Genomic DNA, 24,421 nt, shown 5'->3' on the forward strand with positions numbered 1-24,421 from the left:
CCGGTGCGGCGTCAGCCGAAGACCAGCTCGCCGTAGCAAGCGGTCTGAAGGATGATGTCAAGGTCTTGGACGCAGCCGAATCCGAGCTGTTCGGACTCGATGGCGGCAGAGCAGCAGAGGTGGTACCCCTTCTGCTTGGCCTTTCGAAAGGCTTCCTTGATTTGGGCGGCCGACAGCTCGTAGTCCTTGGTCTTGGACTCGTCATCAGACTCTGGATCGTCAAGTGTGATGCTCACGTGCAAGCCGTCCTCTGTCAGCTTGCTCCCGTGGTACCAGGGAAGCGCGCCACCGAAGTAGAACTCTTCGACGTCCTGCAGGACTGAAGCTGCTGATTGGGTGAAGATACCGGTGTTGGTCATGTTTCCATTCCTTCGCGATTCCGTGCGATCAGGGCAAAATGACTTCGCGGGAGGCGAGGTCGGAGAGAACGGCCGGATCCGGGACCCGTGCATCGACGCTGTCCTCCTCACAGAGGGCATCGATCAAAGGGTGGCCTTCCAGCGCGCTGCGGGCTTCTGTGGGAGATGCGAAGACGACAGCTGTGCGGGGATGGAACTCCCGGTCGATGAGCACGTAGCCTAGTTCGCCGGGCTCGCGGCGCTGCATGCGCAGCAGGTCGAGATGCAACCGTGCCTGCGCTTCGACGGCGGGGACGTCGATACCAAGATCTGCTGAGAGTCGGTCGTCCACAGTCCTGGGCTTGTCGGACTCCGGGGTCTGCCTCGCGCGTTCAGTGTTGTCGTTGATCATGCTCATCCCCTCTCGTAGGTCTTGTGGAAGCCGACGACTTTGCTGGTGATTTTCCATGCAGCGACGATCCAGGATGATGCGGCCACGGTTCTACCTCTGGTCCGCATCTAGTCGAGGGGGTTCCTGTCCTCCACGGTCATCTGATCGATCGCAGCCAACCGTCTGGCGATGGTTTGTTCGAAGCCGTTGCCGGTAGGACGGTAATACTGTGTGCCGCGGACGGCATCGGGTAGGTATTGCTGCAAGACAACTCCGTGTTCGAAGTCGTGAGGGTAGAAGTAGCCTTCTCCGTGCCCGAGGCCCTTCGCGCCCGGGTAGTGCGCGTCGCGCAGGTGCACTGGCACGCTCCCGGTCCGGCCGCGCCGGACGTCTTCCAGCGCTTGGTCGATGCCGCGGATGACGGCCGGCGACTTGGGGGCCGTGGCGATTGCGACCGTTGCCTGAGCGAGGTTGAGCCGCGCCTCGGGCATACCGATCAGCTGGACTGCCTGGGCGGCGGCCACTGCGATGCCCAGCACCGAGGGGTCGGCCATGCCGACGTCCTCGGAGGCGTGCACCACCAAGCGCCGTGCGATGAACCTCGGGTCCTCCCCCGCCTCGATCATCCGGGCCAGCCAGTGCAGGGCCGCATCCGGGTCGCTGCCTCTCATGCTCTTGATGAATGCGCTGACGACGTCGTAGTGCTGGTCGCCATCGCGGTCGTAACGCTGCAGCGCAGCGCCGGTGACCTGCTCCAGCACCTCGCGGTCGACGACGCTCTTGCCTGCGGCCTGCGCAGTTGCGACAGCGGTCTCCAGCCGGTTCAGCGCCTGGCGGACGTCGCCGCTGGACAGCCCTGCAATGATCTGCAGCGCGGGGTCGGCGAACCCGATCCCGGTGGCTGAGAGGACCGGGTCCTCCTCTAGGGCACGCGAGAGCAGGTTCACGACCTCGCCGTCCTCCACAGGGCGTAGGACCAGCAGGATTGAGCGCGAGACCAGTGCCGAGTTGACCGAGAAGCTCGGGTTCTCGGTGGTCGCGCCGATGAGCGAGATGACCCCGGCCTCCACGGCGGGCAGGAGGACGTCCTGCTGCGCCTTGGAGAAGCGGTGGATCTCGTCAATGAACACGAGCGTCTGGAGGTCGTCGTCGAGGGCCTTCTGGGCTCCGGCGAGCGTTTTGCGGACATCGGCTACGCCGGCGCTGGTCGCGGAGAGCTCGACGAAGCGGCGGCTGGTCTGGCGGGCGATCACCGAGGCGATGGTGGTCTTGCCGACGCCGGGCGGACCCCAGAGCAGGACCGAGGTCGCACCCTCGCCCTGGGCGAGCAGCTCGAGCGGCGAGCCGGGAAAGACCAGGTGCTCCTGGCCCACGATCTGGTCGAGGGAGGTGGGCCGCATGCGGGCGGCCAGGGGTTGGATGGCACTCATGGTCTACTCCTTGTTTGGTTCGAGGCGGGCGATCTCGGCCTCGACCCGGGCTTCTTCGCTCTGTGCCGCGGCGGTGCGCGCTCTGGCCTCGGCGAGCCGGGCACGCGCCTCGCGCAGCGCCTGCGCGTCCGACATGGCCTCGACGGCGTGGATCGCTTCGAGCACCGGTGCGGCTGCGTACGAGGGCACCCGGACGCCGATCTGCAAGTAGAAGTCGTCACCGTCAGATGCGTGACCGACGCTGGGCGGCCGGCCGAACGCTGTCGTGCACTCCTCGTTCTTGCGCGTGTGGATCCGGCCGGCGAAGACCTGGGCGGCGGTCACGCTGCAGTCCGCGACGGCGGCGTGGATGGCCCGGAGCACCGGCTCGACGAGCTGGGTGTCGGTGCGCTGCTGTGGATTGACGGTCGGCAGGAGTCCGGGGTCGAGGTGGCTGTCTTCGATGCGGGGGTGCATGGTTGCTCCTTTTGCGGCGGGGGTGGCCATCAGCTCTCGATGCGCGTGAACGGGCCGGAGTTGTGGACGAACAAGGCGATGATCGGCGCGTACCTGGCGTCGCGGTGTACGCCGCCGGCGTCGGTCCAGCCGCCTTGGGCGTCGAGCGTCCAGCGGTCGCCCGTTGCGTCGAGGTACTCTCCCGGCTCGGCCGGGAGCCGATGCTGTTTCACCATCCGGCGGAGCTTGCGGTCAATGGCGGCGCGTTTCCTGGCCGGCATGGGCGCGCCTGTAGTCCGTTCAGGGGGATAGGCGTCCCCGGGCAGCAGGTTCTGCTGCCTGAAGCGGCGCGGGAACAGTGGCATGGCGGTCCTTTCAATTGACGGTGCTGCGCTCAGGCGGAGACGGCGTCCTCCCGCTCCTTGTGCCGGGCGAGCACCCGGTAGACGGTGCGGTCGGTGACCTCGGCCATGTCGGCGATGGTCCGGGGGTCGAACCCTCTGCCGGCCATCGCGACGATGAGGGTGTCGCGTTCCTGCTTTTGCGCCTGGGCGGCGCTACGGTGTGCCACCGGTGAAGTCTTGATAAGGCGGTCGCGTTCGGCGGTGCTGAGTCCGCCCCAGATGCCGAAGCGCTCGTCGGCGCTCAACGCGTAATCCAGGCACTGTGCGCGCACCCCGCACTGGGCACAGACCTTCTTGGCGTCGGTGGTGTTGCCGCCCTTCTCCGGGAAGAACGCGTCGGGGTCTGTTTCTGCGCACAGGGCATCCCTGCGCCACTTCTCGTCGGGGTCCTCGCCGCTCATGACGGTGCGGCCGGGAGGCGTGTGTTCTGCTGTGCGTGCACCGTGGCTCCTCCTAGAAGTTGTCGTGCGTGTGTCGGTACTTCGTTCTCGGGGTGTGCGGGCACAGAGCCCCGGAGGATCCCATTCCTCCGGGGCTCTGTGCGCGAGCCTTCCGTCCTGTACTCCGGGGCGGCTGCGCCGCGCGCTGCTCCCGCTATTCCTTTTAGTCACTGAAAAGGTGCGCGAAGTGTTCGTCGCTGAGGTCAATCTCGACACGCTGGCCCTCACGAGAGACCGTGAAGACGCAGCCCTCGTCAGCACTGGGCTGCCATGGTCCGCGCTGGAAGACCTCCCGCCAGACCTTGCTGGCGGCCTCAGCGGGCGATGCAGCATCCTGGTCGATCGTCCATCCGACGAGGTACTCCTCGCTGCCGGTGCCCTCAAACGGGTCGAGCTGATCCCGGGGAAGACCTGGTCGAGCGCACGCTCGAAGTCTTCCCGGGTGGTGTCGCCGCCGGACACAGCTCCGCGGACGAGGTCGGCAAGGCTGTCGATGTGCAGGCTCATGGGGTTGCTCCCTGGGTTTTGGTTCGGGTGGGGTCTGCTGCGACCAGCGCGGCGATGAGCTCGAGGTCGTCTCCGGTGTAGGGGTCGATGAGGGTCCCGGCGGATCCGATGTCGGCCAGCGGCTGCTCGTGCGTCTTGCCTGCCGTGTCCCGGTAGACGAGCGTCACGCCGGACAGGTCCACGGCCGTGGTGCTTACCGGGGAGGACTCGGAGGCCTCGAACGCCGGCCGGATCGCCTCGATGAGCGCGATGAGGTGCTGTACCTCTGCTTTCCGTTCGAGCAGCGCCTTGCGCTGGAGTGCGCGCTGCTCGAACCGGGCCAGGTGCGCGTCGCAGCAGGTGTCGGTCTTGTCGGGTTCGTCCTTGGGATAGGACAGCAGGTAGTGGTCCGTCTCGACGGATTTGTCGACGAGCGTATCGAGCAGGATGTCGGCCTGCCGGGCGGTGATGCTGAGGCCGAGGCGCTGCTGCGCCGCTGCCATCAGGACGCCGCCTTCCGGTCCTCCGGGACGATGCCCTTGGTGCACAGCCGGACGAGGGCGGTGAGCATGTCCTGGCGGTGCCCGCCCCAGTGGACGGTGCGGCCGGAGGCCAGCTTGACGACGATCACGGGTGCCTGGGCATATCCGAGGTCTTCGGTGATGTGGCGGTGGTTTTCATCGCCCTGCTCGATGTCGATTTTGGTGTACTGCATCGCGGGCTGCTGCCGATCGAACAGGCTCTTGGCCTTGTCGCAGTTGGGGCACTCCGCCGGCCCGTAGATGGTGATTTTCGGCGCGGTGTGGGCGGTCCGGGGCAGGTCGCCGATCGTGGTGGGGGTCATGGGACTTGGTTTCCTTCTCTCCCCTGCTGGGGGTCGTTGTGGTGTGGAGGCCCTGGCTCTCAGACGTCGGGCTCCAGGTCGAACAGCCCGGGCTGGGCCACACGCTCGCGCAGCTGCCGGGCGGGTTCCTCGCCGAGGCGCTCGACGGCCTTGTCCAGGTCGCGGTAGGCCTCGGACTCGCCGAGTCCACCCATGGCCTCGATCTGGAAGTACAGCTCGGCGAGCTCCCGCTCGCTCAGGCGGTGGCCGAGCACCTCGGGGGCAGCGAGGTCGGTGTACGAGGCGCTGTAGCCCAGCTCCCAGTCGGACTCGGTCTGCTGCTCGGCCGTAAAGGCCACGAGGATGCCGTGGTCGGGCACGAGCGCGCCGACGAGCAGGTCCGCCAGCTGGTCCGGTGTCGGGCTCCACGGCTGCGCCTGCTGGAGGACTGCGCGGACCTTGGTCCGCAGCACTGAGTCGGCGTACAGCCCGGGCTTCCCGCACGGGCAGGTGCCCGCGAGGGGGCCGCGATCGATGGGCACCCAGAGCCCGTGGTCGTGCTCGAGGTGTTGGTCGGCGTCGTGCCGGGCGATGGCTGCTGGTGTCGACATGACCGTGCTGTGCTGCCAGCTGCACCCGATGCACGCCATGCCGTCTGCGCGCTGCTGGCCGTAGACGTAGACCTCGTGCTTGCCGGGGTGCTTGGCGCGCTTGCCGTCCGGCGTCGCGTCGACCCACCAGTCGGGCAGGGGCGCGTTCACGGCTTCACGTCCTTGGCTGTGCTGTGCATCTCGGCGAGATGGGCGATGGTGCGCCGGCGGAGCCCGTCGTAAAGCGCCCAGAAGGCGTCGTCGCGCGCGGCGAGCTCGTGTATCCAGCTGTTGATCTGTCCGTCCGGGAGCGCTGCGATCTCCGCCGCCTGCTCCGGATCGAGGCCGTGGGCCTCCGGGGCCTCCCGCAGCTCGGCGCGCAGTGACTCTGCGTCGAGCGCGATTCCGGTTGCGGGCCCTCGGTTGTTGTCGGTCATGGGTGGTCTCCTCGGTGTCGCTGCTGGTCGCGGATCGCCTGTCGCTCCCGCTCGCGGCGGGTGCCCTTGCGGGGCTTGGGGGTGTGCCGCTGCGTCGCACTGGACTTGCGGAGTTCCCGCATCCAGTGCGCCTGTTCGGGATTCGCCGACGGCCGGAAGCCCTCGGTGGAGTAGTGCTGCCTGCGCTTTCGGCTCATGGGTTCTTCTCCTCCGCCACGCGGGCGATGTGGCGGGCGCAGCCAGCCGCCCACGTGCGGGCATCGGCGGTCTGCGCGGCGGCCACCGCCTTCGCGGCGCGGTCGGCGTCAATGGGCAGCCGATGCCGGATGAGCAGCGCCAGGGTGACGTCGCGCATCACGGTGCGCTCGTGGTCGCTCAGCTCCGTCTGCTCGGAGTGCTCGTGCACCCCACGGCGTTCGTGCAGGGCACGGTCCGCCCGCGAATCGAGCAGGGTCTGCTCGATCTCAGGGACGAGCTCTTCTGCGGTGGTCGTGGTGGTCTGGGGCGTCATGCGGTTCTTTCCGCCGGGCCGCTTGGCCCGGGATCGAGGAGCCCCGTCGCGCCGCAGTCCCACAGGGACCCGGCCGCGGCGAGGCTGCGGTCGTGTGGTCTGGGTCAGTCCTTCGAGCCGTCGCGGAACTGGAGGTACTCCCGCAGGGTCGGCGCGTCCGCGCCGGGGAGCGAGATCCGGTCGAGGGCTCCGTACAGGTCCTCGTCTCCGATCAGCTCGCCCTCGTGGGCGACGACGGCTTGCGCCAGGCGGACCAGCAGGACCTTCATCTCCTCGGCGCGCTCCTCGTCGGCGGTCCGCAGGCGCTTGATGTCGATGAGGCGCTTCTCGCAGAGGCTCTTGAGGTAGAGCGCGCCCTTGCGCCACTCGAGGAACTCGATCAGCTGTGTGCTGTGATCCAGCGGGGACAGCCGCCAGATCTCGGCGTCGTCCTGGCGGAATGAGAGCTGCTGGTCGATGCTTGAGGCGGTGGTCTTCAGCCAGTGCTCGGTTTGGTTGAGGCCGGCCGGCGTGGTGGTGACCTCGGCCCAGACTGCGTCATCGCGCAGGCAGCTGCGCATCACGGCGTCGAGCGGGTCCTGCAGGCGTGGAGGTGCGGGGCGGGCGGTGGTCGTCATGGTCATGGCGGATGTCCTCGTCGGTCGTGTCGTTGATGGTCTGCGGAGCGTCGGCCCCGACAGCGCGCCCGTGGCGCTGGTTGTGGAATTAGGTCTCAGTTCCTGGTGCCGAAGCGCAGGTCGGGCCAGATGGGCTCGACCGAGACGCCCAGCAGCTGGATACGGGGGTCGCGGTCCTTGGCGCGTTTCCAGGCGCGGCGAACGGCTGCGGCCTTGTTCCGGGCCTTCTTCTGGTCGTCGAACGGCCCAATCAGGCGCGAGTAGGTCTGGGGGCTGGCGGACTTCAGGCTCTCGGCCTGCATCATCACGACGACGCCGTAGCCGTTGGCCTCCTCGGCCACCAGGTCCTCCCAGGAATCGTAGGTGCGTTCGGTCTGCGTGCTGTACGCCTTCATGGCGAGACCTCCTGGTCGTCGTGACGGATGTCGATGGGCCGCTCCCAGAGCGGCATCCCGTCCTCGCCGGTCTCGGCCGAGAACTCGAGGCGGACCTCCGGCTGGTCTATGTGTGCGCCGAAGTCCGACCAGCCCGCAGGCGGGAGCCGGTAGATGGGCTGCTCAGCCATGGGACTCGCTCCTTCTCGTTGTGGTGTCGTGGCAATGAGGGGGGACCGGGCCGGGACCCGACCCCCGACATCACTGCCCCGGCACCCGGGTCGGCCCTGCCGACCCCGAGGCTGTGCCCTCCGGTGACCAGCACCCGCAGGGTGCCGGTCACCGGTCGGTCATGAACCAGCTGCGATGCGTTCCGTCCCGGTCATCCTGGTCTCAGCCATGGGGCTGTTCTCCTGCGTTTCCGGGTTGGGTCTGCCGACGTTCGGCGGTCCAGGGGAGGCGGGAGTCCTGGCCAGCGGAGCACCAGAGCCCGCCACGCGAGGCGCTGCGGTGGGTGTGGGGCAGGTGGTCCTCCCGGTCTCCGCACAGCCCGACGGGCAGACCGGCCGGGTCTCCAGTCAGCTCGGCGAAGCGCAGGCGGTACTCGAGCTCGGCAGCATCCGGGCTCCAGGCCTGGATCTCGATCCCGAAGGGCTGACCTGGAACCTCCCAGTCCCCCGCCGGCTCGCCCAGCAGCGCCGCGCGCTCGTCGAGCAGGATCCGCGAGTCGGCGTGCTTCACCTCGGCGGGCATGGCGGGGTCGATGCTGAACTTCTGGGCGATGGCGACCATGACGCCGTCCTCGACGGCCCGGTACTCCGGCATGTGAAGCTTCAGCGGGCGGACCATGTCGCCCACGTATGCCTCTGTCGCGTCGTGCAGCAACGCCCAGAGCGCATGCTCCGGGGCGACGAGTCGCGAGAGGAGTACGCAGTGCTCGGCGACGGACATGAACCGGCGGACGTGGCCGTTGTAGCGGCACTGCATGGACAGCGCGTGTGCGATGTCGGCGATGTCCACGTCCTCGGGCCGCGGGTCCAGCGGGTAGAACCGGCGACCCGTGTAGGTCTGCATCCAGTTGCCGCGCGGAACTACGGTCGTGGCGGGCCGGGCTCCGGCTGTGGCCATCCCTGCTCCGTGATGGCGAGTGACGCTCCTTGTCCCCCGGGCGGGGTCGAAGCTGGCCGGCAGCTCGCGGTCGAAGAGCTCCTCGAGCAGCGCGACGTCGGGGTCGACGGGTTCGTGCTCTGCGCTCTGGAGCCAGAGCACGCCGTAGCGTTCCCCGGTCTCGCGCAGCACGACGTCGTGCAGGCCGTCGTCGGTGTTGTCGATCGTGTAGTCCGTGTTCGGCCCGAGGGCCGGTGCGCGCAGCGGCTTCGTTCCGGGCCGCGCCTGCATGGCTTCCCTGGCCTCGGCGGTGAAGCGCACGCGCGCTCCGTCGGGCCAGGCCTGGTGCTTCGGGTCATTCATGGATCAGTCCTCCTCGGGCCGGGTGGCACTGGGGTCGGGGTGGTGCGCCGCGGAGCGCCGGCGTGTGGCTGGCGCTCCGCGGCGTCGGAATGGGTTGGTCAGACCCGTTCGGAGACCCACAGGTCGTTGAGGTCGTCCTGGATCTCCTCCTCGAGGGCGACGAGGATCGCCTCCTCGCCGGACACAGCCGAGATGAGGTCGTCCTGGACCTGCTGCTTCTCTGCCAGGACTCCGGGCATCCGCTCGTCCTGAGTGCCCTTGGTGATAATCCGGTGGATCACCACGGGCTTGGTCTGCCCCGTGCGGTAGAGACGGCCGTTGGTCTGCAGGTAGTGCTCGAGCGAGAACGGCAGCGTGTACCAGATCATCGTCGAGCCGCCGTCCTGCAGGTTCAGGCCGTGGCCGGCCGCCGCGGGGTGCAGCAGCATCACCTGGATCTGCTTGGCGTTCCACCGGCGGACCATCTCCCGCGAGCCGTCAAAGACCTGCGCGTCGATGCCCGCCTTCTTGAAGCGCGCCATCAGCTGCTCCAGGTCAGAGCGGAAGTGGTACGCGACCAGCACGGGGTCTCCCCCGCTGTTGCGCACCAGGTACTCGGCCATTTCGAGCTTCTTGTCGTGGATAACCTCGTACTGGCCCTTGGTCGCCGGGTCCTCCGGGTCGGCCGTGTAGAGCGTCCCCGAGGCGAACTGCATCAGTTTGCTGGTGAGGACCGCCTGGTTCTCGGCGACGATCGACTCAACGCTCTGGGTGAGCTTGCCGTCCTCGTCCTGGTAGGTCTTCACGACGTCGAGCACGAGGTCGCGCCTGAACTCCTTGTAGGCCTGCATGAGGTCCGGCGGGAGGGTGACGTTGGCGTCCTGGATCGTCAGGCCCGGCAGGTTGAGGTTGGTGTTCTGCGCGCTCATCACCAGGTGCCTGATGGCCTCATGGATCTCGGCCTCGGCGTTCGGGGTCGGGATCCACTTCGCCGGGGTGGTGGTGCCAGGCACCATCTTCGGGATGAACCACCGGTTGCGGAACTCCGTGATGGTCCGGCCCAGGGCCTCGCCCTGGTCGAGCAGGTAGATCTGGCTCCACAGGTCGTGCAGCCCGTTCGGGCTCGGCGTGCCGGTCAGCTCGATGAGCCGCGTGATGGCCGGGCGGACCGCCTTCAAGGCCTTGAACCGGGCGCTGCTGTGGGACTTGAAGCCCTGCGACTCGTCGATGATCACCGTCTGAAACGGCCAGATGAGGGTGTCCTGTCCGTTGATGGACTGGATCGGCATCTGGTCGACCAGGCCGTAGCGGCACTGCGCGCAGCCGTCGCCGCCGCAGCTGCGACAGTCGTGGCTCTCGCGCTCCAGCGCGCCGCGGGTGACGAGCTCGCTGATCGCCTCCTTGACCGCGGTCTTGGTGGGGGCTTTGGTTCCGGACTGCCCGGCAGCCAGCTGCAGGAAGTGTCCGATCAGCTGCTCCTGGGCCATTGGTCCGATCGTCTCGATGAGCCCGCGCAGCCGCACGGCCTCCGGTGACATCCCGGCGGCGATGGCATCGCCGGTGGGGTCGCCGGTCAGCTGGAGCAGACGCGCACCCTGGGAGGGCTGGGTCAGCAACTCCTGGTTGACGAAGTACATCGTCGGCGGGTCGGAGAAGACTTCCCGAAAGCGTTCCAGTCGCTTCTCCTTGGGCAGCTTCCGGTCGTTCTCGTTGACGATGAGCGACTTGGTTCGGATCGGGAATCCCCATTTGTCGATCTCGTCGAGCCAGGTCGAGCGAGCGATCGCGATCGGTGCGACGACGAGGATGTGGCCCATCGGCCGGACTGTCTGCAGGACGCTGAGGGTCGAAAGCGTCTTCCCGGCTCCGACACCAAGCCAGGCTCCGGCGAAGGGGCGGCTGACGAGGAAGTCGTGGATCTGCTGCTGGTAGGGCTTGAGCACGATGGGCGCGGGTGACGGCTGCGGTGGTGCGATGGTCGTGGTCATGGTGTGCGGCCTCCTCTCGTGGGTTGTCGGTAGTCGGGATCAGGCATGGAATGCCTCGCGGATAAGGCCCAGGCGGACCTCGGCGTCATCGGCCCGGCGTGTCTGGGCGGCGAGCTCTGCCTCCAGCCCGACGATCCTGCGCTGCAGGGCGGTGACACGCGGGTCCTCACCCAGCGCGGTGCGTACGCGCTCAAGCAGCGCTTCGGCAGAGGCATCCCCGACGGCCGCATCGGGTATGGGCGTCGCAAACGGCAAATCTTCCTTGGCCTCGGCGGTCATGTCGTCCTCTGCTTCCTGCCCTGGCTCGGGCGCGATCATCAGGTGTCCCCGGCGGCGGGTGGGCCGGGCCGTCGCGGGCTCCGGCTGGTCTTGTTCCGGTGCATCGGGCTGTGCGGGCGCGTCGACGGGCACGGCCTGGAAGGCCGGCTCCCCGGCCCCGTCGAACGAGACCTCGATGAGCTGGTCCGCAGGCAGGCCCTCGGGCTGGGCGTCGAACCAGCGGGAGAAGGCGGCTGGGTGCTCCACGAAGGCCACCGCGACGGCCATCTGCCGTTTCCCGCGTGGCCTGCGGTCTGCGGCGGATACTGCATGATCGGCCCGGTGCCCGCCGAGCAGCCGTTTCATGTCGGCACGGGCGTTCTGCGCCGTGCGGTTGGGTGAGGTCATGTTGCGCGGCACCGAGACGGATCCGCCGGCATTGTTGCGCAGGATGGCGTGGCCCCGGGACGAGACACGCCCAACGCAGCCGGCCCGCATCGCTTCGAGCACGAGCTCCGTGGCCTCGCGATCGAAGGTGCCCAGGTCGGCCCGGGTGAGCTGGCGGAAGGCCGAGGTGGCCTGGCCGTTGCCCTTGGTGACGCGGCCGCTCATCGGGCGGCCTCCGGGGTTCCGGCGTCACCGCGGGCGATCACCGTCCGGGTGCTTTCCGCGGCCAGGAGGTTGAACACCACGGCAGCCGCGTGGTCCTCATCGTCTTCGCCGCACATCCACTGCATGAAGTGGCGGAAGGCGCTGGCGCGGAACTCCTCCATCTCTGCGGCAGTGCTGGCCTGCTCCCAGTCGCGCGAGTCGTACTTGCGCGCTCCACGCTCCACGAGCGAGGCCGTCCTTGTGAGCAGCTGGTCCTGGTAGGGCACCTGAAGCGGTACGAGCAGGTCGAAGCGGGGCTGGCCTGTCTTCACCTCGCGCTGCATGCCGGAGGCGGTGAACCTGCGTGATCCCGAGTCTTTCGTTTCGTAGTCGCGGGCGGCTGTCTCCGGGCCCGCGGCCGTGGCTGTTGCGGTCATGATGCTGCTTTCTGCTGGCTCTCGATCCGGCGGTAACCGAGCACGTGGGTGATGAAGGCGTCGACGGCCTGCTCGTCATCCACGACGTGGATCTCGGCACCGAAACGGCGCATCTTGGCGTGCATGACGCGCTGGCGCTTCTCGAGGTCTCCGCCGGATCGCTTGACCTCGACGAAGACCGTGCCGGTGGGCGTGAGGACGATTCGGTCGGGGACGCCCCCGCGGGCCGGGGACACGAACTTCAGGCAGAACAGACCGTGCCGGCGGCACTGCGTGAGCAGGTACTGCTCGACGGCCTTCTCCCGCTGGTTCTTCTTCCTCGGCATGGGGCCTCAGTCCTCGTCGGTCCCGGCAGCGTCGGAGGCGTCGCCGTCAAGGAAGTGCCCGAAGCCGACGATGTCCTCGTCGTCGATGTAGGCAGCGATGGCGTCCGGGTCGTAGACGAAGCTCGGGTCGTCAGGGTCGACTACGACCCAGCGCTTGGCCGCATTGCCGTAGTTGGAGAAGCCGTCGATGTCGGCGACGGTCACCAGGCCCTGGTGGGCGAGCTCCTTGAGCCGGGTGCGGATGCCGGAGTCCGAGGAGCGCGGCACCTCGCCGAGGCTGGTGACGACGCGGTCGTGGTAAGCGGCGATGAGCTCATCGTGGGTGAGCGGGCCCTTCTCGCGGACGATGTCGAGCACGATGGGACGGACGCGGGATGCGCCGAGCGCGGCCTTCACGGCGGCGGCGTAGGAAGTCTCCGGGTCAGTGGAGCGGACAGGGAGTGTTGACTGGGACATGATGGCCTCTCGTGGTCGTGTCGTGTCGAGTCTGAATTGCCTTTCGTACTCGATTATGACTCGAAGTGAATGATCTGTGCGGAACCATTCGCAATGGTGCACAGAGTTGAACAAGGGGCCGCGGCGTGCGCGGCCCCCTTGTGCGGGCTGTGGTGGATCGGCTCAGGCGGCCTCGTTCATCCAGTTCTTGGTGAACGTCTCCTCGAGCATCCGGACGTAGGTGTCCAGGTCCAGCGAGGCGATGAGCCGCTCGATCCGGTCGGCCGGCAGCTGGTGCAGGTCGTCGTTGACGACGACCATCGACCAGGTTGGGTCGATGGCGTTAATGCGCCGCACCACGACGTCCTGGTCGTCCGGGAGCACGGCGAGCCCGTCCGACATGCTGGCCTCGGCGCGGGAGCGCGCCCAGCCGTGATGGCGCAGCACCTCCAGCGCGACCGGGTCGCGCTTGGTCCGGCCGATGTCCTCCTCGCGGCGCTTGGCCTGGCTGGCCGCGGTGACCTTCCAGGCACCGGCGTTGAGCAGGCTCCGGGCGTTCTCAGTGCCCTCGCGGACGATGAACACCCGGTTGACCATCTGCAGCACCTGCGGGTCGCGGACGTTGGTCACGTGACCCTGCTCGCTGTACTTCACACCCACGGCGGAGTCGATGGGTGCAGCCGAGAAGGGGTAGGTGATCGAGCCGCGGGAGGCCGCGATGACGTTCTGGAACAACAGGAGCGACCGGATCGGGTCGTCCTCCAGGACCGCCTCCTCGATCACCTTCCGGCCCAGCATCAGGTCGAAGGGCTCCGCGATCGCCGACTCTCCCCTGCTCGCCACCGTCTGCAGGTAGCGGGCCAGGGCGAAGTCGATCACGGCCGGGTGGGCCAGCGACTTCGTCGGAGTCGGGCCCGCGTGGCAGGCCAGCGTGCCGCCACCGGCGGCGATGATCGGACTGTCTGCCACGGACCGCCCCGGCTCCGGGGCCTCCAGCTCCAGGCGGTTGTTCGAGTCCTTGCTGATGAGGAACATCAGCTCAGGTTCGATGTCGACGCCGATGGCTTCCTGCTGCTCGGCGAGCACCCGGTTGTTGGTCGCTTCGTCGAATCCGTTCTCGCCGCCGACGACCGAGTAGAGGCCGTCGGTGTTGGTGGAGATGATCCGTGCCCCGGCCAGGGTCTGGGCCTGTCCGATCCGCCAGCTGAACAGCTGGCCAAGGATGCGCATCGAGATGATGCGGTTGTTCATCCGGATCGGCGTGCGGTGACTTGCGTCGCCTGCGCCCGAGGCCGAGTTGAGGATCAGCTTCGTGCCGTTGCGCAGCACGCCGAGCCCGGCGATCTGAGCCTTCAGCCGCGCAGCTTCAGGGCTGTCGCCCGGAAGCTGCGCCAGCTGCTTCTTCAGCCCCTTGATCTCCTGGCCGTAGCGCTCCTTGTCGAAGAAGATCTTCGCGTAGCGGTCCTCACCCAGCTCGGGGTTCCAGAACGCCCGCATGTTGCGCAGCAGGTTCGGGTAGTAGCTGGTGAAGTCCTCGTGGATCACCAGGCCAGCCGAGGTGCGTGCGAACTTCGGGTGCAGCTTGTCGGAGCCGTCTTCCTTGGCGATGAACAGCTCCGGCTTCTTCTTGGCCGGCTCATCGCGGTAGGCGGCATTGGTGGCCGTGCTGTTGGCGAGTACCACCTTGCCTTCCAGGACACCGCCGTCGGGCAGGACGACGTTCAGCGCCTCCGCCTCGGGCCGCTGGGTGGTCAACAGGTCCGCCGGGTCAGGCACCTGGGCCTCGGCGCGGGCGAGCTGCCCGGCCTGGTCAGGGTCGTCCTTCTTCGGCTTGCGGTACTTGACCTTCTCCGGGTGCGAACCCAGCAGGACCAGCCGCTTGTCGACGAAGGTGCCGTCGGGCAGGCGGAGCATGGCGTGCTGACGCTTGGCCTCGGCCACGAAGTCCTTTGCGTCCGGGAAGGCCTGCGCTGCCCGGATGAGCATCATGGTCTGATCGTTGTGCTCGACCTTCTCGGCGTTGAACACCGACAGGTCGGCTTCGGCCCCATGGATGCCGCCGGTGGAGAACGTGGCGAAGCAGGACGACGGCGAGGCGTCCGCCCGGAAATACGGCACGTTGTTCGGGGTCTTGGGCACATCGCGCAGAGACCGGGCCGGAAGGCTGAACTTGTCGCGGTACTCCTCGGAGTCGTTGAAGTTCTGCCCCTCGATCGAGCGGTAGTACGCCACGACTTGCAGGAACTTCCGGTGGGCCTCGCGCTGGGCTGCAGTCACTTCGGAGTGGGTGGCCGGGTCGGGCGCGACGTTCTCCTCGAAGAAGCGCACGCACTCGTCGAGCACGTTGACCGGCTCGATCCCGCGTTCTTTAGCGACCTCGGGGTGCGGATATACGAAGGACACCGCCTCGATGTCATCCAGTGAGGCGTAGGGTGCGAGGATGCGGCCCACGAACTTTGCCGATGAGGAGTCGACTGCCAGCCGGTCCTTGCGCACCGCACCGTTCTTGGTGAACACCGTTTCGGTGAACTGGGCGAGCAGAGCGGCCTTGAGATCGAAGTTGCTCGAGTACGCCGGGTGCTGGAACAGCTGGGCCAGACCAAGGCAGTCCGAGACGTTGTAGGCCAGCAGCTCATAGAGATCCTCTACCGCCTCGATGCTCGTGTCATGGCTGAGCTTCTCGGATTCCTTGATCTGGCGGCCGAGCATCCCGAGCAGGCGCTTGAGGCTGACCTTGGACTGCAGTTCATTCAGCCGGGCCACGTCCAGGTGCCGGCCCGAGTGAAGCATGGCGCGGCGGATCTTCGCAGCCGCCCCGTCCCAGCCGAGGTAGCCAGGCATGTACTCGATGTGCTGGGACGAGAAGAGCTGGTCGTTGTGGTCGCGCAGAGTACGGGCCGTGGTCGGCTGAAACGGCCGACCGCTGCCCGGGGCCGGAAACGCCTCGTTGAGGTAGAGCGCGACCATGGTCGTGTCATAGTTCAGTGAGTTGTAGCCAGCAAGGAACGGATGCAGTGCCGGGTCGTACTCGGGGTCTGTGTCGCAGACCGGACGCAGCGCCGCGGGGTACCCGCCTGGGTCGGAGTGGTTGCACACCTGGTCGGCGTTCGAGAGGCCCATCAGTTCGGCGAGCCGGAGGCTGCCCCGTTCGCCGCCGAGGTTCCAAAGCTGGACGCTGACCGCGGGCAGCCCCGGGTTGGAGCGGATCACGGTGTCGTAGAGGGCCTGGGGGTCGACGGAGGCGACCAGCGCCGGGTCGTCGGCCAGGAAGAAGATCTCCAGGTCGTGGACGGCGCGGCCCGGCCGCGGGGTGTAGGCGCACAGCGTGAAGACGTTCGACAGCGATTCGATGTCGTAGAACGTGAAGAGCGCGGTCTCAGCTGTGACGGGGGTGCGCTGGGTGGTCATGGGTCTGGCCTTTCGGTCGTCACCGGCCGTCACGGCCGGGGTATGCAGTTATCTGGTCGGGGTGCCGGGCGCTGCCGCGGATGGCCTTAGGCGGCGCTTCTTCCTTGTGACGGGCGCTGGGACCGGCCGGGCACCGCGGGCCCATCGACCTCCCACCAGGGAGTAGCCAAAGTGCTCACGCTGGCCTATGCAGTCGGCGCATTCCTTTCCGGGTGAGACTCCCTCTCCTGCACATCCGTCTTTCCAGTTCGGTTCGTTCGGGTGCGGCTGCGTCATGTCCTGTTTTCCGTTCTTGTCTTCAGTCGATCGGGTTGTGTGGAGAGCGGCGGCGCGGGGCGTCCATCCGGCTGGAGGCCTCAGCCACGAGCCGCCGCTTCTCCTCCGGGTCGGCACTGATCTGCGAGCGGACGATCAGGTTGGTGATCCGCTGTTCGCGGGCGACATCGGCCAGCGCGGTGCTCGCCCTGCCTTGTTGCTTGGCGAGGTCGGTCACCGCCCGGGCGAGGTCGGTGATGGCCCTGGCGATTGTGGGCATGGTCGGATCAGTCCTCTCCTGTGGTGTCCTCGTCGTCGGCGTCCACCTGGGCGGCGGGACCGGTGTGCCGGAGCAGGCCGCGGTAGTTGGCCTGAAGGACCGGCTGCGACTTCTTTTTCGGGTCCGAGCCGCTGTAGTGCGGGTTCATCCACTTCTTCAGCTCGTACTCGGCGATGGTCGTCTCGGGGGTGGCCATCATCTGGCCGGGGCGGATCTTCTTGTTCTTGTCCGGGCAGTGCCACAGCGGGTCAGGCCGCACGATCGCAACCAGGTCCGTGATGAACTGCTTGTTGCTCACCGGCGACCCCGAGGGCGAGACGTCTGCGAACCAGGCCTTGTAGAGGTCATAGGTGAAGGTGAAAGGCACCAGGTCCCACACCAGCCGCTCGCGGAACTCTTCCCAGAAGGCGCGCACGGGGTCGTTGGCCTCCTTGTACTCGGCCAGGACGTCCTTGGTCGCCACCGGCTCGGAGAGCTGGTAGTAGTTGCCCGGGTCGGCTGCGCCGGCGCGGTTGAGCACGTACCAGAGGGCGTACTCCAGGACCTCGCGGCGCTGGAGGTAGTCGTCCTTGATGTACTTGCGCTCCATGCCGGTGAAGCTCTTGTTGAACGGTACGAACAGCTGCCGGCGGTAGAAGCTTTCGGACTTGTCCTTCACGCGCGGGAACTCGTTGAGGCATTGGACCATGAAGCCGAAGAACTGGTAGGCGATCGGCATCCGGTACTTCCGGTTGATCTGGATGACGTCGTTGGTGACGATCGCCTTCAGGTTGGCCGCTTTGTCGATGAAGGTGCCCACGTCGTTCTCGTCGACGATGATCGCGTTGGCGCGCACGAGCGGCTCGAGCGCGAAGTCCTTGCCGAAGTCGCTCAGCGGGATCGAGGTGTGCGAGCGTGGCCCGCACAGGTTGCGCATGAGCGAGCACAGCGTGCCCTTGCCGTTGTTGCCCTGTTCTGAATAGAACCAGGCAGTCTTGCCCCAGCTGACGTGCGGCCGGATGATCGCGCCGATGACCTCCCAGAGCAGCTCGGGGATACCCTCCTCGTCGGAGAGCTCGCGGATCCAGGACTCGATGTCCCAGACCGAGCCGTCGACAGGGTGGACGATCACCGGGTTGTCCGGGTCTTCGACGTAATCGATGTGGCACTTGGCCAGGAACACCAGTGCCGGGTCGAAGGGTACGAGCGACTTGGGTTCGAAGTGGAAGGCCTTGCCGCCCTCATGGATGTCCCGGGCCTCGCGGCCGTAGTGGAACACGCCGTTGTTCACGGCGATGAGGTCTCTGTGGCTGCACTGGTGCCGGCGCGGGCTGTCCTCGCGGAGTACTGCCAGGACCTCGGCGAATTCCTTGAGTGTCAGCTGCGTGTTGTAACGGCGTGCCGTGGTGCGGATGTCGTCCTCGCTGGTGGTGTACGTGCCGCGGCCCGGGCCGGTGGCCTGGTACATCGCCAGCAGGTCGTACTCGCGGTCAGTGTCCTTGGCGCTGGGGGCGATGCGGATCACGTGGTGCAGGCTCAACAGGATTTGCGCCACTTGCCAGTAGGTCAGGTGCCGGGCAAGGGGCAGCTTCTCGGCAGCCACCTTGGTCTTGCTGTTCTCGGCCTTGGAGACGCCGTTCACGATCGCGAGCAGCTGCTTCTCGAGCAGGCGCGGTGCCGGCGGGTCCGACGGGTCGATCAGCTGGAGGTAGACCTCGGTCGCGCGCGTGACTATTTCGTTTTGCGGGGCGATGTCGCCGCCGTCGGCGAAGTACGTCATGACCTCGGTGAAGGCGTCGGCGACAGGGTTGGTCGAGGGGGTGTCGAAGTCCTCGTCGAAGACGGGCGTTGGGTCGTCAGGAGTCGTCATGCTGCTGTCTTTCTCGATCGCGTCGAGTACCTGCCGGCAATGAGTGGGAAGCCGATTGGTCTCGTAATCGAATAGGAACGTGCTCACGACTCTATGCCATCCGAATGGTCTTTCGCAACGAGTCGACTGATAGCCGACTCATGGTCCGACAGAGGTCCCGGGTGGGGCTCGGAGGGGTCGCGCGCGAGACCCGGAGGCCACGGCGACACGACGAGAGCGTGCGGTCTGGAATGAGAAACAGCGGCTCCGGGGGCGTATGCCCCACGGAGCCGCTGGCTTCTCGTGCTCGAGCACTCCCCCGCGGGCGGCGTGAGCCGCCCGACCCCCTGGTCGGGGTTCGGGGAGTTCTTCCGACCGGCCGGCCGGGAACCTCCAGAGCTGGGATCCGGCTGCAGCAGCGAGCCGGTATACCCCCAATGGGTATCGGAAGGTGTACCACTTGACGTGGTACACCTGTTTCCCCTGGTCAGTCGGGGATTTCAGGACTTCTCCAAACGGGGTGTACCACATGGAGATTTGCACGTGGTACAGGCGTTTACCCTGATCAGACGGGCTTTATATACCCCCTGTACCACTTGTACCACTTGTACCACTAAATAAAGACTAGATATAGGCGCATGGGGATAAGAGCTCTTACTGGCTGGATGACCGATCGGAGGCGTCCTTCGCGCACATATGTAAACGCTCGGAATCTGGTGGTACTCGTGGTACACCTGCCGAAAACGCTGATCTACCAAGGCAAAACGGCGTACCACGTCCGCTCGGGCACGTGGTACAGACTCCCTCGGCCGCGGTCGCCTGACCCGCCGTTTGAGCAGGCCAGCACTGGGATCGGGAGGTGTACCACGACACGTGGTACACCTCGGCGCTGCGTCCTCCCGTGCAGCGGAGCATCAGGCCCTCACGGCCCTGACGGGAGCGATCGCGATGGATCCGGCGTCCTGGTCGACCGGGCTTCCGAGTGATTCCGAGTGATTCCGAGACAGACCTTCGAATGGTCGACGGAATGGGATGCCAACTGCATTGCACATGATGAATCGACACTGATAGAGTGGGCATTGGTGTTAGGGCCAGGAACCGTCACCAGGCGTTGTTGTCACAGGAACGTGAAAACAGAAAGGCCGGAGAAGCATCCCCGTGGGAAGGGAGCTCTCCGGCCTTTCTGCGCGTTCACGCTGGTGCGAGGCCCCGGGTGCGCCGGCCGCCTAGAAGGCGGCCGCGCTGCGGCCTCGCCGGTATCCCGCATTGGGGGACTCGGGTATGTGGGCACGGACCCGGTGGCCGTCCTCGACGGCGTACAGGATCTCGTAGGTGATGGAGACGTTGCGGTTGCAGGGCATCACACCCTGCCTCCGGCGCATCTCGAGCTTGCGGAAGCCAGCGACGGACTCGGCGCGTTCGAAGAAGCGGGCGAGCATCTCGCGGGCGCGTTCGTGCGCCTGCTCCGCCGTGCGGCCGCTGGTGCTCATGGTGAAGAAGTGCATGGACCCTCGACCGAAGGTCGGCCTCTCACCGGTGTCGAAGTCGCTGGCGAACCGCGCGCGGCGCACTTCGCTGCCGCTGGGGCGCACGAGCCGGCCTTGCGCGTCATACGTGCACTTGTTGACGACTGCCATGGTGGATCCACCTCCTCTCAGGTCTGGCTGACGAAAATCCTTCAGCCAATCCCCCGGTGACCGGATCACCCCGGTCACCCGAGAGCAGGCCCTCCGGAGCGACCGTCGGCCCACGGCCGAAAGGTCGCCCGGAGGGCACCAGCGTCAGTCCTGCACATTGAGCCCGGCCGCTATGCGGCCTGTGGCTCGTTTTCCCTGCCTCCTTCCCCGCCGGCTTCCCTGTCGTCTTGTGCAGGCCCGGGCGCGGGTGCCGCCATGCGGTACACCGCCAGGGCGCACGCGAGGAACGCCGCGGTCATCAGCAGCGCTGAGACGGGGTTCGCCAGTGCGCCCAGCAGCTGGGCGGGGACAAGGACGGCCGCGAGGTTGAAGGCCAGGTGGAGCAGCACGCACGGCCGCAGGACGCGGGTGCGTTCGTAGACCAGCGCCAGCAGCACCGCCAGGGGCAGCGTGGCAGCAAACTGGACGACGTTGGCGTGCAGCAGGCTGAAGCCCGCGGCGGTGACGAGCACCGCCGCGACGATGCCGACCCTGCGCCGCAGCAGCGGGTAGAGCAGGCCGCGGAAAAGCATCTCCTCGGCCACCGGCGCTGCCACCAGTGCGAGCAGGAGGGCCACGACGGGACCGGCGTCTGTCCTGGTTCGGGTCGATTCATCGAATTCCGCCGAGCCGCCCAGGGTATAGAGCCACAAGGCCAGGGACTGGCCGGCGAAGAACGCCAGAGCCAGGCACCCAAGCACCGTTCGGGTAAAGCGCGGTGTTCCGGACATCGGTCGGACCGTTGGCGCGTTGGCGAACCACCGGGGCCGGAAGAGCCTGGCAGCGCCGACGAGCAGCGCCACCAGGCCTCCGAGCACCGCCGTACCCAGGACGGGCTCGCCGACCACGGAAACTACGGCAAGGCCAAGTCCCAGGTAGGCGGCGAGCACGCCGAGGGGCACGAGGACACACCACGCGATGGAGACGAACCGGGACTTGATGGGTGGAGCGGGCATCCCCGCCTCCTTTCCGTGGTCAGACAGACGCGGGGATATGCTCTTCGATGACGGCCTGGACGCGGGTCTCGCCGCGGAAGGTGTTCAGCTGCAGCTTCGCGATGAAACGCAGCGTTCCGACCTCGGTGCGGCTGGCCGACCGCGTCAGAGCCGAAATCTCCGGCTCCTTCTCCTCGGCGACGTTCCACCACAGGCAGGACAGCCCCGACCTGGTGACCAGCCGCAGGTGCTTCTTGCACAGGCGGCACACGCGGTAGCCGCGGGCGTTGGTCATCAGGTTGGTGTCGGTGCGCTCATGGCCGCAGTAAGTATCGGAACCGATCCGGTCCACCCGCAGCCCGAGGGGCTCGACAGCGATTTCGACCACCGGCTCGACGAAGCCGTGGCCGAAGGGCCGCAGCGCTTCCACACGCCGGACGAAGCCGACCAGAGGCTCCAGGTCGTCCAGGCCAGCATCGCAGTCCCGGTCCGGGCCCAGGACCAGGTCGGCCCGGCGCTCATCCTGGACGACAGCCAGCAGGGCAACCTGCGTGGCCTCCCGCAATGCTTCGACCAGACCGTCGAGCAGTTCCGCCCGGTCGACCTTGACGCCGCAGGCCTGCTGGTGGCCGATGGCGCGCATGCCGTCCTGGTGCTCGAGCGTGTCGATGATGCCGAACCACGACGGTGCCCGGCCGGAGCCTCCGACGTAGTCATCCGGCCCGGCGGGACGGTTGAGCACGACGACCGGGTGGCCGTGGCGCTCCATCAGCCGGTTGGCGAACAGACCGTACATGCCCGGGTAGGCCTCGGAGAAGTAGACCCAGGGGGCCAGCGGCTGATCACCCTCCTCGAGCTCCTGGGTGTGGACCTCGACAAGCTCCTTGCGGCTCTCGTTGGTCGCGATGACCTGGTGTGCCGCCTCGAGCATCAAGTCCTGGTCAGGCGCGGTGAACACGCCGAAGCACGGTGCGAGCGGGTCGCCCGTGCGGCGCGGGGAGTTCATCGCCGGCGCGAGGTAGAACCCGTAGAAGCCCTCGTCGATGCTGTCGATGTCGCGGACCTTGCCTGCCTGGCCGAAAGCCTTCAGCAGGACCGCGAAGCCCTCGAAGGCCCGGACGAAGGCCGGGTGGTGCGGGTCGACGCGCAGCAGCTGCATCAGCGTCGACTGCCCGACGTCGATCGCCTCGGGGTCCGGGTCGAAGCCCCAGGGGGTCGGGACCGTGCGCGGCGCGGGCGCGTACAGCAGCCGTGCGATGGACAGCGAGTCGCGCACCAGCTGCCGGTTCTCGTACAGCACGGGCATGACGTCGGAGACGGTGCCCAGGCCGGCGAACAGGCGCAGCAGGCGGATCTCCCAGAGCTTCTCCGGCCGGTGGACGCGGGCATAGGCCTCCAACACCTGATAGAGCACGTGCGCGCCGCAGATGCCGGTGTTGGCGTAGGTCTCGTCCAACCGACAGGGGTCGACGGTGACGTCGGCGCTCGAACCGGGTTCGAGCTCCTCGTGGTGGTCGGTGACCAGGGTCTTCCATCCCAGAGCCCGGGCGGCGGCGATCCCGCGGTGGGAGTTCACTCCCCCATCGCAGGTCAGCAGGACCTTGGTGTCCGGCCACGTCGCGGCGATCTCTGCGATGTCCTCGGGCGTGAGGTCGTGGCCGCGGCGGTAGTCGGGCACGTGCAGTTCGACGTCGAAGCCGAGCTCTGACAGTCCGGCGTAGCCGAGCACACCGGAGGAGATCCCATCCATGTCGAAGTCAGGGGCGATGGTGACCTTGTGGCCGGCGGCCCGGGCGTCTTCCAGGGCCTCGACCATCTCGGCCAGGCCCAGGAGCTCGTCGTGTTCAGCTGATTCGATCTCGCGGAGGTACTCGTCGGTCCAGCCGCGGCGCTGGCACATCAGGGCGAACAGGTCGACGCCGTCGTCCGTCAGTGGATGGTCGTCGACGGTCTGGAGAATGGTCATGGTGGGGGGCCTCTCGATCGTGTCGAATGGTCGGTTTACAGGGGTGGGGAAAGGCACGCACTGGCAGTGTGATTTTAGCAGTGCCGTTGGTTTACTATGCTGGTATAGCAGCGTTTTCGGCCTATGATGAAGGCATTCGAAAGATCTGTCGTTCTGGCGTGCCCAAAGACTTCTCTAAGGTGGTTAGGATCGTCTACCATTCAAGACATGGCTATTCGAAATATTGTGGAGTCGGACATCAGTGGCAAGCCGGATGCTGCCACAGTCACCTTCGGACTGGGCGACACCTGGTTCGAGATAGACCTGACCGACGAAGAGCGCAAAGAGCTTGAGAAGAATCTCAAGGAATACATCAGTAAGGGTCGAAAGGCCACTAAGAAGGGCGAGAAGAAGCGACTCGTGCCCGAGACGACGCCCGAGGAACGCGAGGAGATCCGTAAGTGGGCGCGCGAGAACGGTCATGAAGTGCCCGAGTTCGGTCGCATTCCGAAAGCTGTCATGAAGGCCCACGATGAGGCACACGGCATCGAGCGGACTCTCTAGCCCACCCTTTCCGCAGTCTTTCGGGCCATACCGGAGAGATTTCCGGCCACCTATTCGAATCAAGGATCAACAGCCCTGCAGCACCAGCTGCAGGGCTGTTGTCATGTCCGGGGCGTGCACTTGTCAGAACGGAGGCAGGCGCGGGTGGATGATGTCTTCGACCTCGATGCTTGCAGCCAGGGCGCGGGAGCGGGCGTGCACGGTGCCATGTGAGAAGTGCCTGGCGTTCCGGGCATCAGCTGCTGCTGGCCGGTGCGTTGATCGCACTTGCTGCAAAGGTCCAGGAAGGCGGCGACACGGACCTGCGCTCCCCCCGGCGCGGATGGCGACGAGGGCATCGACCATCCGTTGGTTCCGGGTGAAGCCCGCCGCCTTGGGCTCAGCGCTCCAGTCGGCCGGGAACTCAATTACTTCGAAGCCTGCAGCCCGCCACAGCCGCTCGGCCATGGCGTCAGCACCCTTGGGACAGTGCCCTGAGAGGAGCACGGGTCGGGCGACCGCAGACGGTCCCCAGGCTCTCCAGGCCTCGTTCAAAGCCGCCTTCATGGCCTCCGCGGCGTCCCAGGTCCGGGAACCGGTCACGAGCAGGGCATGGCTGAATCCACTGGTCATCGCGATGCCTCCCGGCTGGTCATCATGGTTATCGGCATAGATCCTGCCGAGGCCGCCGGGGTGGCAGTCCGGATTGTGATACTCGTCTGTCGCTGCATCATTCGCGTCCTCTTTCGCCGCAATGTTTTCCGGAATGATTCCCGGTGTTCCTTCTCAGT

Annotated in this window: 28 protein-coding genes and 1 pseudogene; 1 reads left to right on the plus strand and 28 read right to left on the minus strand. The window is 66.9% G+C overall.

The genetic code is table 11. The features are described from left to right. Positions 1 to 11: 11 nt before the first annotated feature. The 27 genes and pseudogenes from AC1DIP_RS06305 to AC1DIP_RS06435 all read right to left on the minus strand — a co-directional run bounded on the left by AC1DIP_RS06305 (position 12) and on the right by AC1DIP_RS06435 (position 23,108). The gene (locus AC1DIP_RS06305; protein WP_133830752.1) at positions 12 to 359 is read right to left on the minus strand and encodes a hypothetical protein; all 348 of its coding nucleotides are present in this window, start codon (positions 357 to 359) and stop codon (positions 12 to 14) included. Between the two features lie 28 nt (positions 360 to 387). Beyond that, complete coding sequence (locus tag AC1DIP_RS06310; protein ID WP_477733255.1) at positions 388 to 750, minus strand: hypothetical protein; 363 nt, start codon at positions 748 to 750, stop codon at positions 388 to 390. Between the two features lie 107 nt (positions 751 to 857). Beyond that, entirely contained in the window at positions 858 to 2,159 is a 1,302-nt protein-coding gene (locus AC1DIP_RS06315) for a replication-associated recombination protein A (RefSeq protein ID WP_133830753.1), read from the minus strand. 3 nt (positions 2,160 to 2,162) lie between these two features. After that, positions 2,163 to 2,615 carry a hypothetical protein gene (locus AC1DIP_RS06320; RefSeq protein WP_133830754.1) on the minus strand — a complete coding sequence of 151 codons (453 nt, stop codon included), beginning with the start codon at positions 2,613 to 2,615 and terminating at the stop codon, positions 2,163 to 2,165. A gap of 29 nt (positions 2,616 to 2,644) precedes the next feature. Then, positions 2,645 to 2,959: a hypothetical protein gene (locus tag AC1DIP_RS06325; protein WP_133830755.1), complete on the minus strand. Its 315-nt coding sequence runs from the start codon at positions 2,957 to 2,959 to the stop codon at positions 2,645 to 2,647. Between the two features lie 215 nt (positions 2,960 to 3,174). Beyond that, a pseudogene (locus tag AC1DIP_RS06330) lies at positions 3,175 to 3,372 on the minus strand (WhiB family transcriptional regulator); the annotation flags it as partial. A gap of 569 nt (positions 3,373 to 3,941) precedes the next feature. Then, positions 3,942 to 4,427 carry a hypothetical protein gene (locus AC1DIP_RS06335; protein WP_477733256.1) on the minus strand — a complete coding sequence of 162 codons (486 nt, stop codon included), beginning with the start codon at positions 4,425 to 4,427 and terminating at the stop codon, positions 3,942 to 3,944. After that, positions 4,427 to 4,768 (minus strand): glutaredoxin family protein, encoded by a 342-nt coding sequence (locus tag AC1DIP_RS06340; protein WP_056387525.1) that lies wholly within the window; start codon positions 4,766 to 4,768, stop codon positions 4,427 to 4,429. Before AC1DIP_RS06340 ends, AC1DIP_RS06335 begins: the two co-directional genes overlap by 1 nt. Positions 4,769 to 4,827: 59 nt before the next feature. Then, complete coding sequence (locus AC1DIP_RS06345) at positions 4,828 to 5,358, minus strand: hypothetical protein (protein ID WP_133830757.1); 531 nt, start codon at positions 5,356 to 5,358, stop codon at positions 4,828 to 4,830. Between the two features lie 146 nt (positions 5,359 to 5,504). Further along, positions 5,505 to 5,774: a hypothetical protein gene (locus tag AC1DIP_RS06350; protein ID WP_056387532.1), complete on the minus strand. Its 270-nt coding sequence runs from the start codon at positions 5,772 to 5,774 to the stop codon at positions 5,505 to 5,507. Then, positions 5,771 to 5,971, minus strand: a complete 201-nt coding sequence (locus tag AC1DIP_RS06355; RefSeq protein WP_056387535.1) for a hypothetical protein — start codon at positions 5,969 to 5,971, stop codon at positions 5,771 to 5,773. The genes AC1DIP_RS06350 and AC1DIP_RS06355 overlap by 4 nt, the downstream gene beginning before the upstream one ends. Beyond that, on the minus strand, positions 5,968 to 6,285 hold the full coding sequence (locus AC1DIP_RS06360; RefSeq protein ID WP_477733257.1) for a hypothetical protein: 318 nt from the start codon (positions 6,283 to 6,285) through the stop codon (positions 5,968 to 5,970). Before AC1DIP_RS06360 ends, AC1DIP_RS06355 begins: the two co-directional genes overlap by 4 nt. A 104-nt stretch (positions 6,286 to 6,389) precedes the next feature. Next, the gene (locus AC1DIP_RS06365) at positions 6,390 to 6,908 is read right to left on the minus strand and encodes a hypothetical protein (protein ID WP_056387540.1); all 519 of its coding nucleotides are present in this window, start codon (positions 6,906 to 6,908) and stop codon (positions 6,390 to 6,392) included. Between the two features lie 89 nt (positions 6,909 to 6,997). After that, a complete protein-coding gene (locus AC1DIP_RS06370) occupies positions 6,998 to 7,297 on the minus strand; it encodes a hypothetical protein (RefSeq protein WP_071416427.1) in 300 nt (99 codons plus the stop codon). Next, positions 7,294 to 7,467: a hypothetical protein gene (locus AC1DIP_RS06375; RefSeq protein ID WP_156400143.1), complete on the minus strand. Its 174-nt coding sequence runs from the start codon at positions 7,465 to 7,467 to the stop codon at positions 7,294 to 7,296. Before AC1DIP_RS06375 ends, AC1DIP_RS06370 begins: the two co-directional genes overlap by 4 nt. 202 nt (positions 7,468 to 7,669) lie before the next feature. Further along, positions 7,670 to 8,746, minus strand: a complete 1,077-nt coding sequence (locus AC1DIP_RS06380; RefSeq protein ID WP_477733258.1) for an HD domain-containing protein — start codon at positions 8,744 to 8,746, stop codon at positions 7,670 to 7,672. Positions 8,747 to 8,844: 98 nt separating this feature from the next. After that, complete coding sequence (locus AC1DIP_RS06385; RefSeq protein WP_477733259.1) at positions 8,845 to 10,713, minus strand: SNF2-related protein; 1,869 nt, start codon at positions 10,711 to 10,713, stop codon at positions 8,845 to 8,847. Positions 10,714 to 10,752: 39 nt separating this feature from the next. Then, positions 10,753 to 11,583, minus strand: a complete 831-nt coding sequence (locus tag AC1DIP_RS06390) for a hypothetical protein (protein WP_477733260.1) — start codon at positions 11,581 to 11,583, stop codon at positions 10,753 to 10,755. After that, positions 11,580 to 11,999 carry a dATP/dGTP diphosphohydrolase domain-containing protein gene (locus tag AC1DIP_RS06395; RefSeq protein ID WP_477733261.1) on the minus strand — a complete coding sequence of 140 codons (420 nt, stop codon included), beginning with the start codon at positions 11,997 to 11,999 and terminating at the stop codon, positions 11,580 to 11,582. Before AC1DIP_RS06395 ends, AC1DIP_RS06390 begins: the two co-directional genes overlap by 4 nt. Next, positions 11,996 to 12,325 carry a VRR-NUC domain-containing protein gene (locus AC1DIP_RS06400; protein WP_477733262.1) on the minus strand — a complete coding sequence of 110 codons (330 nt, stop codon included), beginning with the start codon at positions 12,323 to 12,325 and terminating at the stop codon, positions 11,996 to 11,998. Before AC1DIP_RS06400 ends, AC1DIP_RS06395 begins: the two co-directional genes overlap by 4 nt. A 6-nt stretch (positions 12,326 to 12,331) precedes the next feature. Further along, on the minus strand, positions 12,332 to 12,781 hold the full coding sequence (locus tag AC1DIP_RS06405) for a hypothetical protein (RefSeq protein ID WP_133830763.1): 450 nt from the start codon (positions 12,779 to 12,781) through the stop codon (positions 12,332 to 12,334). Positions 12,782 to 12,943: 162 nt separating this feature from the next. After that, positions 12,944 to 16,168 (minus strand): hypothetical protein, encoded by a 3,225-nt coding sequence (locus AC1DIP_RS06410; protein WP_477733263.1) that lies wholly within the window; start codon positions 16,166 to 16,168, stop codon positions 12,944 to 12,946. 298 nt (positions 16,169 to 16,466) lie between these two features. Next, positions 16,467 to 16,703, minus strand: coding sequence for a hypothetical protein (locus AC1DIP_RS06415; protein ID WP_477733264.1), 237 nt, complete (start codon positions 16,701 to 16,703; stop codon positions 16,467 to 16,469). A 7-nt stretch (positions 16,704 to 16,710) separates the two neighbouring features. Beyond that, positions 16,711 to 18,639, minus strand: coding sequence for a DNA primase family protein (locus AC1DIP_RS06420; RefSeq protein ID WP_197521575.1), 1,929 nt, complete (start codon positions 18,637 to 18,639; stop codon positions 16,711 to 16,713). A gap of 1,118 nt (positions 18,640 to 19,757) precedes the next feature. Next, positions 19,758 to 20,123 carry a hypothetical protein gene (locus AC1DIP_RS06425; protein WP_477733265.1) on the minus strand — a complete coding sequence of 122 codons (366 nt, stop codon included), beginning with the start codon at positions 20,121 to 20,123 and terminating at the stop codon, positions 19,758 to 19,760. Between the two features lie 215 nt (positions 20,124 to 20,338). After that, a complete protein-coding gene (locus AC1DIP_RS06430; RefSeq protein WP_477733266.1) occupies positions 20,339 to 21,163 on the minus strand; it encodes a lysostaphin resistance A-like protein in 825 nt (274 codons plus the stop codon). 19 nt (positions 21,164 to 21,182) lie between these two features. Next, positions 21,183 to 23,108: a DHH family phosphoesterase gene (locus AC1DIP_RS06435; protein WP_477733267.1), complete on the minus strand. Its 1,926-nt coding sequence runs from the start codon at positions 23,106 to 23,108 to the stop codon at positions 21,183 to 21,185. Positions 23,109 to 23,315: 207 nt separating this feature from the next. Between AC1DIP_RS06435 and AC1DIP_RS06440 the strand changes: the two genes are divergently transcribed. Next, positions 23,316 to 23,651 carry a histone-like nucleoid-structuring protein Lsr2 gene (locus tag AC1DIP_RS06440; RefSeq protein ID WP_056387574.1) on the plus strand — a complete coding sequence of 112 codons (336 nt, stop codon included), beginning with the start codon at positions 23,316 to 23,318 and terminating at the stop codon, positions 23,649 to 23,651. A gap of 123 nt (positions 23,652 to 23,774) precedes the next feature. Here the strand turns inward: AC1DIP_RS06440 and AC1DIP_RS06445 are convergent, their stop codons facing one another. Next, positions 23,775 to 24,263, minus strand: a complete 489-nt coding sequence (locus AC1DIP_RS06445) for an SLOG family protein (RefSeq protein WP_477733268.1) — start codon at positions 24,261 to 24,263, stop codon at positions 23,775 to 23,777. Positions 24,264 to 24,421: the final 158 nt, after the last annotated feature.

The organism is Pseudarthrobacter sp. 05T312 (assembly GCF_056396685.1).